General features: G+C 64.7%; 13 protein-coding genes and 1 pseudogene. 6 read left to right on the top strand and 8 right to left on the bottom strand.

Features of this window, described 5'->3' with window-relative positions:
* The first annotated feature begins 411 nt into the window (after window positions 1-411).
* The 4 genes and pseudogenes from AC1IN8_RS10490 to AC1IN8_RS10475 all read left to right on the top strand — a co-directional run.
* Window positions 412-2076, top strand: coding sequence for a DUF342 domain-containing protein (locus tag AC1IN8_RS10490; RefSeq protein WP_479758820.1), 1665 nt, complete (start codon window positions 412-414; stop codon window positions 2074-2076).
* 115 nt (window positions 2077-2191) lie between these two features.
* A complete protein-coding gene (yidA, locus tag AC1IN8_RS10485; protein ID WP_202047718.1) occupies window positions 2192-3001 on the top strand; it encodes a sugar-phosphatase in 810 nt (269 codons plus the stop codon).
* Between the two features lie 365 nt (window positions 3002-3366).
* Window positions 3367-4137 (top strand): gamma-glutamyl-gamma-aminobutyrate hydrolase family protein, encoded by a 771-nt coding sequence (locus AC1IN8_RS10480; protein WP_479758819.1) that lies wholly within the window; start codon window positions 3367-3369, stop codon window positions 4135-4137.
* A gap of 70 nt (window positions 4138-4207) precedes the next feature.
* Window positions 4208-4386: pseudogene (locus AC1IN8_RS10475) on the top strand (gamma-glutamyl-gamma-aminobutyrate hydrolase family protein); the annotation flags it as partial.
* On the opposite strand, the gene AC1IN8_RS10470 reads toward AC1IN8_RS10475, so the two are convergent.
* The 7 genes from AC1IN8_RS10470 to lptM all read right to left on the bottom strand — a co-directional run bounded on the left by AC1IN8_RS10470 (window position 4383) and on the right by lptM (window position 9770).
* Entirely contained in the window at window positions 4383-4787 is a 405-nt protein-coding gene (locus AC1IN8_RS10470; RefSeq protein WP_025325506.1) for a hypothetical protein, read from the bottom strand. The pseudogene AC1IN8_RS10475 and the gene AC1IN8_RS10470 overlap by 4 nt on opposite strands.
* Window positions 4788-4878: 91 nt before the next feature.
* Complete coding sequence (locus AC1IN8_RS10465) at window positions 4879-5589, bottom strand: HAD-IA family hydrolase (protein WP_479758818.1); 711 nt, start codon at window positions 5587-5589, stop codon at window positions 4879-4881.
* 46 nt (window positions 5590-5635) lie between these two features.
* On the bottom strand, window positions 5636-6592 hold the full coding sequence (gene xerC / locus AC1IN8_RS10460; protein ID WP_479758817.1) for a tyrosine recombinase XerC: 957 nt from the start codon (window positions 6590-6592) through the stop codon (window positions 5636-5638).
* Window positions 6585-7265, bottom strand: a complete 681-nt coding sequence (locus AC1IN8_RS10455; protein WP_290070157.1) for a DUF484 family protein — start codon at window positions 7263-7265, stop codon at window positions 6585-6587. The genes xerC and AC1IN8_RS10455 overlap by 8 nt, the downstream gene beginning before the upstream one ends.
* A gap of 134 nt (window positions 7266-7399) precedes the next feature.
* Window positions 7400-8230: a diaminopimelate epimerase gene (gene dapF, locus AC1IN8_RS10450; RefSeq protein ID WP_025325502.1), complete on the bottom strand. Its 831-nt coding sequence runs from the start codon at window positions 8228-8230 to the stop codon at window positions 7400-7402.
* Window positions 8231-8292: 62 nt separating this feature from the next.
* The gene (gene lysA, locus AC1IN8_RS10445) at window positions 8293-9543 is read right to left on the bottom strand and encodes a diaminopimelate decarboxylase (RefSeq protein WP_042649014.1); all 1251 of its coding nucleotides are present in this window, start codon (window positions 9541-9543) and stop codon (window positions 8293-8295) included.
* A gap of 20 nt (window positions 9544-9563) precedes the next feature.
* Entirely contained in the window at window positions 9564-9770 is a 207-nt protein-coding gene (gene lptM / locus AC1IN8_RS10440; protein ID WP_265437424.1) for an LPS translocon maturation chaperone LptM, read from the bottom strand.
* A 73-nt stretch (window positions 9771-9843) separates the two neighbouring features.
* Between lptM and cyaY the strand changes: the two genes are divergently transcribed.
* Window positions 9844-10158, top strand: coding sequence for an iron donor protein CyaY (gene cyaY / locus AC1IN8_RS10435; protein WP_005330957.1), 315 nt, complete (start codon window positions 9844-9846; stop codon window positions 10156-10158).
* Window positions 10155-10808, top strand: coding sequence for an alpha/beta hydrolase (locus tag AC1IN8_RS10430; protein ID WP_202047724.1), 654 nt, complete (start codon window positions 10155-10157; stop codon window positions 10806-10808). Before cyaY ends, AC1IN8_RS10430 begins: the two co-directional genes overlap by 4 nt.
* Before the next feature lie 93 nt (window positions 10809-10901).
* Here AC1IN8_RS10430 and AC1IN8_RS10425 read toward each other — a convergent pair whose 3' ends face one another.
* Window positions 10902-13421 (bottom strand): class I adenylate cyclase, encoded by a 2520-nt coding sequence (locus tag AC1IN8_RS10425; RefSeq protein WP_139435501.1) that lies wholly within the window; start codon window positions 13419-13421, stop codon window positions 10902-10904.
* Between the last annotated feature and the right edge of the window lie 81 nt (window positions 13422-13502).

The raw sequence follows: 13502 nt of genomic DNA, 5'->3' as shown, positions 1-13502 counted from the left end.
GGCTCGTTCGGTTGGACAAGAGGGCAGTAGGGTCGGCAGCGACCCGCGTCAACGCCTCGGGGCGGCGGCAGATTAAAATCCCTTGAACCGCCTCTGGCAAGGTGAATCGTATCGCCACACTGAACTTGATACCCATCGGGGGCCGCCGTCGGTGAAATAGTCAGCAGATACCGCCATACACACCTCATTTGACACTCAGCAAGCGGTCGAGCCACCGCCACCGGCCCCACTCCCCGTCACACAGGATTTCCTCAACCCGGCTCACCCATTTGCACTCGGCTCGTTGACCCGGACGGCGAAATGCCAGAATACTGCGGTTCTTGGCCGCGCTGGCGGCATAGGCTCTTGGCAAGGATCCCGCCCCCGGCCACAGGGGGGCTAGCCGGATCGGGACAACGAAGGAGGATCCCGGTGTTAAGCAAAGCGTGGTTTCAGCTGTCGGCAGACATGACCTATGTCTGTCTGCGCATTACCCCGGGTCTCACCGAGCCCGTCCAGGAGCAGCATGTCCTGGCCCTGCTGCGGCTCTCCAACTGCCGACGCTATCAACCCCTCGACGAGGGGATCCGGCAGGCCGTCGCCCTGCTCAACACCCTGCTGACCCAGCCGGACGCCCCCTCCCACCCTCCCGTGCCCATAGCCCAGCGGCAGGACGCCCGGCTCCTCGTTCTGGTGGACAAGGATCAGATGAGCGCCAGCGCCCAGATCACCGCCGACTGGGGCGGCAGCCCCCTGACCCTGGCGCAGTTGCAGGAGGCGGTGGCGGCGAGCCCGATCAAGCAGGGGGTGAGCGAGCGGCTGCTCGCCGCCGCCATCAAGGCCGCCAGCGAGGCGGCTCCCGGCACTCGCCTCACCCCCGTCATCGCCCTGGGCAAGGCGGCCAGACACGGCCTGGATACCCGCCTGGAACGGCTGGTGGAGACGGCGGCGGAGCGGATCCTGAGGCCCCAGGAGGTGGACCACGGCAAGGTGGACATGCGCGATCTCGGCACCCTGCTCACCGTCAAGGCGGGCGCCCCCCTGATGCGGCGCCACCCCGCCACTCAGGGCATAGACGGCTTCACAGTGACGGGCCAGACCCTGCCCGCCCGCCACGGCAAGGAGAGCGCCATGACGGCGGGAGAAGGCACCTGCTTCTCCCCCGAGGATCCGGATCTGCTGCTGGCGACCCGCGCCGGGCTGCCTTGCCAGGAGCGTGCCGGCATGAGGGTGGACGAGGTGCTGAGCGTCAAGCAGGTCGACATCCGCCACGGTCATGTCATGTTCGAGGGCTCCCTGCTGGTCACCGGGGACGTCATGCCCGGCATGCGGATCAAGACCAGCGGCGACGTGGTGATAGGGGGCTTCGTCGAGGGGGGCTATATCGAATCCGGCGGCACCATCACGGTGCGCAACGGCATCATAGGGCGCAAGCTGGAGGGGGAGCAGTACCTCTGCCACCTCAACGCCGGGGGCGAGATCCACGCCAGCTATGCCCAGTACGCCAGGCTGGAGGCCGATGGCGACATCCATATCCAGAGCCAGCTCAGCCACAGCTATTGCCGCAGCGGCCAGGACCTCAGGGTCGGGGACAGCGCCATGCGCAAGGGCCACCTCATCGGCGGCATCAACATCGCCAACCGCCTCATCATGGCCCCCGTGCTCGGCGCCTCGGCTGCGAACCGGACCCGGCTGCAGATCCTCGGCGGCTACTTCAGCCACAAGGAGCGGGAGCAGGCCCTGCGTCAACGCAAGCAGGCCTGCCGGGAGCAGCTCGACAAGCTGCAGGATCTCATCCTGCGGCTGCTGCAACAGCCCGGCGACAAGCGCAATCCCGAGACACTGCAGAAGATCAAGGCGCTGCGCACCCGGCAGCTGGACGAGAGCAAGTCCCTCGACGAGCAGCTTGCCGAGGCGCAGCGCGAGCTGCAGGCACTGATGGCCAACATGGACATCATCGCCACCCAGCGCCTCTTCCCCGGCGTCGAGGTGGAGATGGCCCATCACCACAACAGGGTCGACATAGAGCACGGCCCCATCCACTTCGCCATCCGGGAAGATCAGCTGCAGCTGACCCCCTATCAGGGCCAGCGCTGAGAGGCGCCATGGCCCCTCTGCGGCGATGGCGGCGTGATCCCGGCGGCGATTTTCGCTACACTCGGCCTCCCCTTGGCCCCATAGGGCGGGCCGGCCAGACTCAGGTAGTGAGAAGATGTACAAGCTGATCGCATTGGATATGGATGGCACCCTGCTGAACCCGCAAGGTCAAATAACCCCCCGCACCCATGCCGCCATCGCGGCCGCCCGCGACCAGGGCGTCACAGTAGTGCTGACCTCCGGCCGCCCGCTGGAAGGCATGACCCCCTATCTGGCCGAGCTCGGCCTCACCGGCCAGGATGACTACGTCATCTGCTACAACGGCGCCCTGGTGCAACAGGTCGCGGATCAACGCATACTGCGCAGCCAGCTGCTGACCGGCAGCGATGCCAGCGCCATCGCCCATCTGGCCTCCGAGCTGGGGGTCAACGTCCACGGCTTCTCCGTCCGCCAGGGCCTCATCAGCCCCAGGGTCAGCACCTACACGGAGCACGAGTCACGGCTGATCAAGATGCCGATCAACCTGGTGGACTTCGCCACCCTGCCCGCCGACGAGCAGATCATGAAGGTGATGATGATAGACCCAGAGCCCCAGCTCTCCCGCGCCATCGCCCAGCTGCCCGCCGAGCTCTATGAGCGCTACACAGTGGTGCGCAGCTCCCCCTACTTCCTCGAGTTCATGAACAAGCGAAGCAACAAGGGAACCGGCGTGGCCGCCCTGGCGGAGCACCTGGGTCTGGACGCCTCCCGGGTGATCGCGGTGGGTGACGCGGGCAACGACCGCCACATGATCGAATATGCCGGGCTCGGGGTCGCCATGGGCAACGCCACCGACGAGATCAAGGCGCTGGCGCAGCACACCACGGCCCGCAACGACGAGGATGGCGTGGCCAGGGTGATAGAGCAGTTCATCCTCAATGCCTGAATCGACGAGGGGCCTGCGGGCCCCTTCTGCTATCCGGCCATCAGGGCCGAATGTTTAATATATCCACCACGAATTTCCCCTAGACGCCCGCCAACTGCGGCTAAAGCCCCTGTTGCAGGGACTCAAGCTGGCTCAGACATCATCGAAATTAACATTCTGGTATCATTTCGTTTGACATATTGAACGGCCTTGGCAGACTGGGATCGGGATCCAGGCTGTCATCGCCCAGGCTGACCGACGATTCTGGCACTGCGGCACGACCCTGATCCCATGACCATGCCTTGAGGCATGCCCTTGCGAGAGTGATGCGGCAAGGGCCTTCCCAAGGCGCAGGATGAGACCGCCAAGGATAGCCAAGGTGACCTATGCCCAACCCCAGTTCCCGTTCCAAACCCGTCGTGCTGATGACCATGGGGGCCCAGGCCCGCAGCGGCCACGCCTACCAGGTAATGACCCACAAATACATCACCCCCCTGGTGGAGATCAGCGGCTGCGTGCCCCTGCTGGTTCCCACCTGCTGCGGGACCGCTGATCTGGAGCAGTATCTGGATCTCGCCGATGGGGTCTACCTGAGCGGGGCAGGATCCAACATAGATCCCGCCCTCTACGGCCAGGAGAACCTGACCCCGGAGAAGGCACAGGACAGGGACAGGGATCTGTTCGACATAGCACTGGTGCGTGCCGCCCTCGATCGGGGACTGCCCCTGCTCGGCATCTGCCGCGGCATGCAGGAGATCAACGTGGCCCTGGGCGGGGACATTCATCAGAAGGTCTATTGCGAGCCCGGCTATGCGGATCACAGGGAGGATGCGGACGATCCCGTGGAGGAGCAGTATGGCCACAGCCACCAGGTGAGCCTGGTGCCCGGCAGCTGGTTTGCCGACCTGATGGGGGAGGCGCAGATCCCGGTCAACTCCCTGCATGGCCAGGGGATCAGGCGCCTTGGGGAGGGGCTGGCACCGCTTGCCCATGCCGAGGACGGCTTGATCGAGGCGATCCACGCCCCCACCCTCTCCCCCTTCCTGCTGGCGGTGCAGTGGCACCCGGAGTGGAAGGCGAAAGGGAACCCCCACTCCATCAAGCTGTTTCGCGCCTTCGGCGACGCCTGTCGCCAGTATCGTCAGCGGGTCGGCTAGTCGCCGAACCCCTTGCCTTTCAGCTTGGGCAGGGCACCGCGGTCGGGGCGCAGGGTACGGCAGACATCCAGTGCCACTGGCCCATGTCGAGGGTGGCTTGATCGAGGCTATTCATGCCACGCTCCCGCCCCCTTCCTGCTGGCGGTGCAGTGGCACCCAGAGGGGAAGGCGAAAGAGAACCCCCACTCCATCAAGCTGTTTCGCGCCTTCGGCGACGCCTGCCGCCAGTATCGTCAGCGGGTCGGCTAGTCGCCAAACCCCTTGCCCTTCAACTTGGGCAGGGCACCGCGGTCGGGGCGCAGGGTACGGCAGACATCCAGCCCCTTGAGGCCTCGCTGGACATGGTCAGGGGCCTGCCCCAGCACCATGCCGTTGCCGCGATAGAGCCGGGCCTCTTCCAGCTCGAACAGCTCGCCGCCGATCAGCAGCTGTTCGCGGCCATCGACCACCTTGCCCCGCTTCAGGGGCAGGGTCATGTCCACCAGTATCTCGCCGGTGGCGCACCCCTCGCGCCAGCGGGCCTGATCCGAGAAAGGCGAAATGGCGATATCCCGCCAGGATCCATCCCGAAACTCCATCCGGTAGTGGTCGCGAAACAGATCGCAACCCGCCAGCACCATGGGGATGGCCAACCAGATGACACTCTTCATTCCACTCACGCCCAGCACTCCCTTGTCAGTCCGCGCCAAGAATAAATAAATGGCCTCGCCTGTGCACCTTTTTCTCTGCCCCTCAGAGGGCTCAGAGCAGCAGCCCGGCCAGCTCGTCGAGGGTGGCGAGCTCCACATCCGGCAGCAACCGCAGCGACTGCCAGGGCAGCTGGCGCTCGTTGAGCCAGGCGGCCCGAAAGCCGTGCAACCTGGCCCCCAGCACGTCCGTCTCGGGATGATCCCCCACGTGGAGGATCTGGCCGGGGGCAAGCCCGAGGGCCTGCTGCACCTGCACGAACATGTCGGGCGCCGGCTTCATCCTGGCCCCCGCCCCCGCCTTGCAGACCAGGGTGAAGTAGCCAGCCAGACCCGCCTGCTCCAGATCCAGGTTGCCGTTGGTGATCACCGCCAGGGGGTAGTGCGCCGCCAGACGCGCCAGCAGGGCGTGAGTCGCCTCGCTCACCTCTATCTTCGAGCGCTCGGCAAGAAAGGCGGCGAACACCCGCGCTGCCTCCTGCTCGGCCAGGGAGGCGGCCATGCCCCCCTGCACCATGGCCTCGCGGATGCCGTGCTGGCGCGCCAGGCTGACGTCCTGGCTCAGTGCGGGGTGTTCCAGCAGCAACTGGCGCTTGAGCTCGAGCCAACGCGGCTTGTCCAGCATGGCGGTGGCCAGGTATTCGCTGCGCAGATGGCTCAGCATCCACTGCTCGGCCCGCGCTATGGCGGGGCCATTGTCATAGAGGGTGTCGTCAAGGTCGAACGAGATGGCGGCCACCGGCTGCCAGCGACGGTAAAAATGCATGCATTCTCCTCTGCGTCATCAACAGGAACGCCCGGGCTCCTTGCTGTCACTCATCTTCCGGGGTGTCGGGATCCCGCTTGGCCCTGGGGTGGGCACTGTCATACACCTTGGCCAGATGCTGGAAGTCGAGGTGGGTATAGATCTGGGTGGTGGAGAGATCGGCGTGGCCCAGCAGCTCCTGCACCGCCCGCAGATCCCCGGAGGACTCCAGCATGTGGGTGGCGAAGCTGTGGCGCAGCTTGTGGGGATGGACATGGGCATTGAGGGCCTGCTTGTTGCCCCAGCCGTCGAGCCGCTCCTGTACCGAGCGGGCCGACAGCCGCTGCCGGCGTTTCGAGACGAACAATGCCTCCCCCTCGTCCCCCGCCAGCGCTGGCCGCACCTTGAGCCACTTGTGCAGCCACTCCACCGCCATCCTGCCCATGGGCAGCACCCGCTCCCGCGACCCCTTGCCGGTGACCCTGAGCTGGCGCTCGTCGAGCTTCACGTCCGCGAGGTTGAGCCCCACCAGCTCGGCGAGGCGCAGACCGGAGGAGTACATCAGCTCCATGATGGCGCGATCCCGCACTGCCAGCGGATCCTGCTCGTCGGTGATGTTGAGCAGCTGGTACATCTCGTCCACGTCGAGGTTCTTGGGCAGCGGCCGCCCCTGCTTGGGGGTGACGATGCCGCGGGCCGGGTTGGCAGGGAGCCGCCCCTGGCGCACCTGCCAGTCGCAGAAGCTGCGCAGGGCAGAGACCTTGGTGGCGAGGGATCGGGGGGCCAGGCCGGCCTTGTGCATCCGGGTCACCAGACTGCGCACCTGGCTCGCCTCGAGCCGGGCCCAGTCATCGACCCCCAGCCTGACCAGCTCGGCGGCCATGGCCTCCAGATGGGCCTGATAGTTGCTGCGGGTATGAGGGCTGAGCTGGCGCTCGACCCTCAGGTATTCGATAAAGGCGGTGAGTTCCCCCGCCAGGGCGGGAGGCAGGGGGTCGGTGGCGGGGAGGGGTGCCTTAGCCACGAACCAGCTCGGGCAGACGCAGTTGCAGCAGACGCCCCAGCTGACCCAGCAGCAGGGTGTCGTTGTGGGGGGTGAAGTGGCTGGGATCCGAGCTCGCGAAGGCCAGCACGCCGAGATCCCCGAGCCGCATCAGGGCCACGGAGTTGACCAGCACGTCGCTGCCAAACAGCGCCTGCTTCTCGCTCTGGTTGAGCCGCCCGAAGTAGTAATCCGTCCCGGGCAGTCGCTGGCCCAGCAACTGGTCGAGCTGCTTGCCGTCCGCCAGGAAACGCTGCTCCGGGCCGCTCAGCGGGAATTTCTTCGGGCTGAGCCAGAGGCGCAGACCGGTCAGCCGCAGCCGCTGTACGAAGGCCTTGCCCATCACGGCGCTCAGCTCGAACAGGGTCTGGCAGCCATACAGCTCGCCATAGAGATCCGCATAGACCCGGAAGATCCGCTCGTTCTCGCTGGCGATCCCCATCAGTTCGGTGATCTCCTGCTCCAGCTGCTCGATGCGCTCGCGCTGTCTGTCGAGTTGGCGCTCCACCAGGGAGATGGTGCCCTTGTGCTCATGGGGGATGCGGATCCTGTCCAGCATGGCCCCGTGGCGCTGGAAAAACTCGGGGTAACGGGCCAGGTACTCCAGCACTGTGGCTTCGTCCATCAGTGATTCCTGCCGTTTGAGTTCGCTCATAACTTGGTTGATCCATCCGAAAAAGGGGCACAGGGCCCCGACATAACCTTGTGGCTGCGCGGAGGAGGTCCCCGCTCGATGCCTATAACTCTATCTGGCCGTAGCACACGTGCTCGGCGGGCCCGCTCACTGGCTTACAGCTCTATCTGGCCATCAAAGACATGCTCGGCCGGGCCTGTCATGTAGACCGGCTGACCCGGCCCCTTCCAGGCGATGGTCAGCTTGCCCCCCGGCAGGGTGACGGTGACCCGCTCCCTGAGCTTGCCCTGGCTGATACCGATCACCACGGCGGCGCAGGCGCCGGTGCCACAGGCGAGCGTCTCCCCCACCCCGCGCTCGAACACCCGCAGCTTGATCTCGCTGGCGCTGACCATCTCCATGAAGCCGACGTTGACCCGCTCGGGGAAACGCTCGTGGCGCTCCATGATGGGGCCCAGGGTCTCCACCGGGGCATCGGCCACCGAGGGCACCTCGATGACGCAGTGGGGATTGCCCATGGAGACGGCACCGCACATCACGGTGTGATCCTGTGCCCGCAGCAGGTAGGTCTTCTCCGCCTTCTGGGCGCGAAACGGGATCTTGCCCGGCTCGAACTGGGGCACCCCCATGTTGACCGTGACCTGGTTCTCCCCCTCCAGCTGCAGGGTGATGCGGCCACGGGCCGTGCTGACCGCGATGCGATCCCGGTTGACCAGCCCCTTGAGGCGCACGAAGCGGGCAAAACAGCGGGCACCGTTGCCGCACTGCTCCACCTCGCTGCCATCGGCATTGAAGATGCGGTAATGGAAGTCGAGCTCGGGATCATAGGGCGGCTCCACCAGCAGCAGCTGATCGAAGCCGATGCCGAAGTGGCGATCCGCCAGCTTCTTGATGACATCGTTGCTGAAGAACACCTTCTGGGTGACGCCGTCCACCACCATGAAGTCGTTCCCGAGGCCGTGCATCTTGGAAAATTCAATCAACATCGCGCGTTCCTGTCTCACCGTTAATCACGCTCTCACATGGAGGAACGCTGAAAATCCATCCATCACGGCAGCAGATGCTCGCCACGCCAGAGGTCGGCCAGTTGCTCCCGCTCACGGATGAGATGGGCCTGGTCACCGTCCACCAGCACCTCGGCCGCACGGGGACGGGTGTTGTAGTTGGACGACATGGTGAAGCCGTAGGCCCCGGCGGAACGCACCGCCAGCAATGAGCCCTCGGCAATCGCCAGGGTACGCTCCTTGCCGAGGAAGTCACCGGTCTCGCACACCGGGCCGACCACGTCATACAGCGCCTTCTCGTGGGTCGTGCGGCTGTCCACCTCGATGATGTTCATCCAGGCGCCGTAGAGGGAGGGGCGCAGCAGATCGTTCATGCCGGCGTCGATCAGCGCGAAGTTGCGGGTCTCGCCGGGCTTCAAGAACTCGACCCGGGTCAGCAGCACGCCGGCATTGGCGACGATGGCGCGGCCCGGCTCGAACAGCAGGGTCAGATCCCGGCCCGCCAGCTTCTGCTTGAGCGCCTCGGCGTACTCGGTCGGATGCGGCGGCTGCTCGGCGCCATAGTTGACCCCGAGACCCCCGCCCACGTCCAGGTGATGGATATGGATACCTTCGGCCGCCAGCTCGTCGATCAGCTTCAGCAGCTTGTCCGCCGCCTCCATAAAGGGATTCAATTCAGTGAGTTGTGAGCCGATATGGCAATCCACCCCCTTGATCTCGATATGGGCCATGGCCGCCGCCTTGCGGTAGATGGCGGGCGCCTGCTCGATGGGGATGCCGAACTTGTTCTGCTTGAGGCCGGTGGAGATGTAGGGGTGGGTGCCGGCGTCTATGTCCGGGTTGACCCGCACCGAGACCCGCGCCTTCTTGCCCATGCTGCCAGCGACCCGGTTCAGGCGCTCCAGCTCGGCTTCCGACTCCAGGTTGAAGCAGAGGATCTCTTTCTCCAGCGCGAGGCGCATCTCGGCCTCGCTCTTGGCGACGCCGGAGAAGACCACCTTGGCCGGATCCCCCCCCGCCGCCAGCACCCTGGACAGCTCCCCGCCGGAGACGATGTCAAAGCCCGAGCCCAGGCGCGCCAGCAGGTTGAGCAGCGCCAGGTTGGAGTTCGCCTTGACCGCGTAGCAGATCAGATGGGGAATGTCGCCCGCCGCCTGGTCGAAGGCATGCCAGTGGCGCTCCAGGGTGGCGCGAGAGTAGACATACAGCGGGGTACCGTACTGGTCGGCGAGCTGTTGCAGGGGAAGCTGCTCGGCCTGAAGCTGACCGTCGGCGTCGTAGTTAAAGTGATCCAAGGGGGCGGTTCCTTCCTAGATTATTGCGGCGCGGCCTCGGAGGCCGGTTTGGCGGTCGCAGGCGAGGCGGCTTGCGGTGTACTCTCTGTCTTGGGCTGTGCCGGTGCTTGCTCAGTGGAGACGGGCTGCTCGGCCGGTGGCATGTAGAGCGGCCCCGTCAGGCCGCAGGCGGCCAACCCGAACGACAGCGACGCGGCAAACAGGCACTTGGTGAACTGGGTAATCATAATGGTTCGCTGCGAAAAAATTTTTGGCCCTCTATAATCGCACTCACATTGTTAAAAGCAACAGGATAAACCGATGAAGGATCACGAGTATCACGCCCTGACCGACGCCTTTTTCCAGTATGTGGAAGACGTTATCGACGAGGGGTATCCGGATATCGACTGCGAGCGGGCCGGCGGTGTGCTGACCTTGAGCTTCGAGAACAAGACCAAGGTCATCATCAACAAGCAGGAGCCCCTGCACCAGATCTGGGTGGCCACCCGGGAGAACGGCTTCCACTTCGAGCTGCGCGGTGACAGCTGGATCGACAACCGCTTCGGCGACGAGCTCAAGGCCCTGCTGACCCGGGCCTGCACCACCCAGGCGGGCGAGCCCGTTCGGTTCCCATGATGGATCTGCATCCCCAGGGCGCCCGTCACGCGGTGATCTGGCTGCACGGGCTGGGGGATTCCGGCGCCGGGCTCGCACCCCTGGTCGATGCCCTTGCGCTGCCCGCCGACCTGCCGGTCCGCCACCTGCTGCCCGATGCGCCCGAGCGGCCCATCACCATCAACATGGGCTACAAGATGCGCGGCTGGTACGACATCAAGAGCTTCGAGGATCCGGCGGATCGCGCCGTGGAGTCCCATGTGCGCGAGTCCGCCGATCGTATCGCCGCCCTGCTGGATCGGCTGGTGGCCGAGGGCTTCGCCCCGGGCAACATAGTGCTGGCCGGTTTCTCCCAGGGGGGCGTCATCGCCTCCTTCACCGCCCTGCGCCATCCGGTGCCACTGGCGGGCCTGCTCTGCATGTCCACCTATCTGGCGGCCCCCGAGCAACTGGTCGAGGAGATGAGCGAGGCCGCCCGCGCCCTGCCCATCTGCTACATGCACGGCATCTATGACGACGTGGTGAGCCTCTCCATGGGCTGGGACGCCAAGAACCGGCTGGAGGCAGCAGGCCTCAGCCCCGAGTGGCACGAGTACCCCATGCGCCACGAGATCTGCCGGCCCCAGCTCGCCGACATCCGTCGCTGGTTGCTGGCCCGCCTCGGCGCCTGATTTTCGGATCACGGATACGACAACGGCCTGCATCATGCAGGCCGTTTGTTTTCATCCCTTCCGGCGCTACACCGGCACATCATCCCGCTTCCCTCACCCTACTTCCCGGGCCGCCCCCGGATTGTCCCGCTGCGGGCTCTGGCTGCGGTAGGGGATCACCTCCAGCTTGTCGCCCATCTGCACGATCTCGTAATACTGGGGCAGGTTGAAGTTGCTGAACTGGCCCGCATTGCTGAATCGCTCGTGGCCCGAGGTGTAGAAGCGGTTCACCCCCTGCACCAGTTCGTCCTTGTTGCCGGCGAAGTGCTGGTAGATCTCCACCCGGTTCGCCTCGTCCAGGATATAGATGTTGGTGCCCGCATCCCGGGTATCGAAGAAGAACTGCACCAGCCCTTCGCTGGCGTAGGCGTCGACTATGCCGGGCAGGTGCTGGCTGTGGGTCTTGTCGAGGCGCAGCGGCAGGTGATCCAGCTTGTTGTGGGAGATGTGGCGATAGAAGTCGATGGCGTTTTCCAGCTTCTTCACCGAGACCCCGCGCCGCTCGAAGAAGATGCCGTACTTCTCTTTCCCCAGCGCCAGCGTCTTGACCAGCTGCTGCTTGTCCCGGGCCAGACGCAGCTCGATGCACTCGGCCACCAGCTGCTGGAAGCGGGCGCGCACCAGGGAGCGGAAGTGCTGGCTGTAACAGAACACCTCTATCTTCTCGGGGGCGGCGGCATCCTGGTGCATCTTGCCGAGTATGGTGGTGAGGGCATCCACCACCGCCTCCTCCCCCTGGAAGTGCAGGGTGCGGATCTCGCTCCAGGAGTTGCGATAGACCAGATCCACGGATCCCACCAGACACTCCTGGTTGCGACCGAAGGAGAAGACATCCGCGGCATTGGCGTCGAACTCGATCACCTGGCCCACCCAGTGACTGGACGGATCCGTCTCCAGGTTCAGGAAGATGGAGAGCTGGTGGATCTCGCAGGGGCGGCTCAGGGCCAAGTTGGTGGCGCGAGGGTACTTGACCGGGAAGGTCCCCGAGAGATCACGGCAGAACTGGTGCAGGTTGTCGATGTGCAGATCCGAGCCCTGATTGAACAGGTGCACCCTGGACTGGGGCGTCAGCAGGCCGTTGAAGTAGGCCCAGGCCACCAGCTTGCTGATGTAGCCGTTATATTCGAGCGGCGCCCGACCTATGATGTCGGCGGGTTCGAGGGAATGCTTGTAGAGATACCAGCCGGCGCGATTCAGGCGGCCGTGGGGCACCTGCACCAGGCTGAGATCCGGCTCCCCGAGATCCGGCGCTATCTTGAGGTTGATGCGCTGCACCTTGCCCGGCAGGCTCTCGAAGGCGGCATAGAGCTTGCGCGACAGTATGCCGATGTCTTCCGGGTTGATGGACTCGCTGATGTTGTTGCGCCGGGCGAACTGGATGAGGTTGCGGTAGCTCTGCATCAGGGCCTCCAGCAACTCGGCGTAGGCCACCTTGACGTCCTCGACCTTCCACTCCTGGCGATGATCCAGGTGATGCAGCCGCTCCGGGCTCCAGCCCCAGTAGGCCACCAGCTGGGCCATCTGCTCCCGGCGCCAGTCCGGGGAGTGATCCTCCTTCGGATGGCTCAGACCGTCGCACACCTTGAGATAGAAGCAGCGGCGCACCAGATCCAGGCGCTGCATGTCGCCAATGGATTTCAGGTAGTTGGTCACCTTGTCCAGCATCAGGCAGTAGTTGTCGAGCCGGTAGTGCATCCCCTCGTTGTGCTGGAACCAGTCGCGGCTGGTCACCGACAGCAGCCGGGTGTTGGGGTACTCGTGGGAGTAGGCCTCCATCAGCACCGACTTGAGCACTGCCTTGTAGGGGGAATCTATGCCCTTGTAGAGCTGCCACAGGGCGGAGCCGAAATACTCCTCGGCGGGGATACGGTCGAAGCCCCCGAGATCGAGCCAGTCATCCTGGCTCAACTTGCCGTGGGCGAACAGGCCGTTGACGTAGTCGTCGTAGTGATCGTCATATTCTGCCGGCACCAGATACCAGAGCAGCCGCTTGCCCGCGATGTGCATGGCACTGCGATAGAACTCGTCGAGCAGCAGCAGGTGCTGGGCGCTGCCGCAGCTCTCCCCCTGCATCTGGGCATCGTTGCGCTGGCGGAACTTGTCTTCGGGGATCAGGAAGAAGTTGAGATCGACCCCGCGCTGCTCGGCCCACAGGGAGAGGTGCTGGCACTTCTGCTCCAGCAGGGCGAGGCGCTCCTGGGACAAGCCGGCCACGTGACAGACCCAGATGTCGAGATCCGAGTGGCAGCACTGACCGATGGAGGAGGTGCTGCCCATGGAGTAGAGGCCCTGGATCGACTTGTCGTGGGTGCTGAGGCCGCCCTGACAGTTGGCGTTCTGGCACAGATCCTGGATGAAGGCCTGCTGAGCCTCGTTGGCGACGAAACTCCAGATACCATGAGGCACGTCCCCTGCCACATAACCGGGCAGAAGGGGATGATTGAAGTGCAGCATGACAGGCAGCAGTTGGAAGACCTGCTGCCCATAGCGACTCATGAGATCCAACGCTCGTTGCGTCTTGAGACGATTCAGCTCGTCGTAGCGCGCCACCAGCGTGTCGAGTTTTACCAGCAATGCCCTACCTATGGGGAAGAGAAATGACGCACCAAAACGGGGAGACGTCAAAAAAGTGTGATCATGTTAACAATGCAAACA

The organism is Aeromonas sp. 130281 (assembly GCF_056642115.1).
This window is presented reverse-complemented; position numbering and strand designations above follow the sequence as displayed.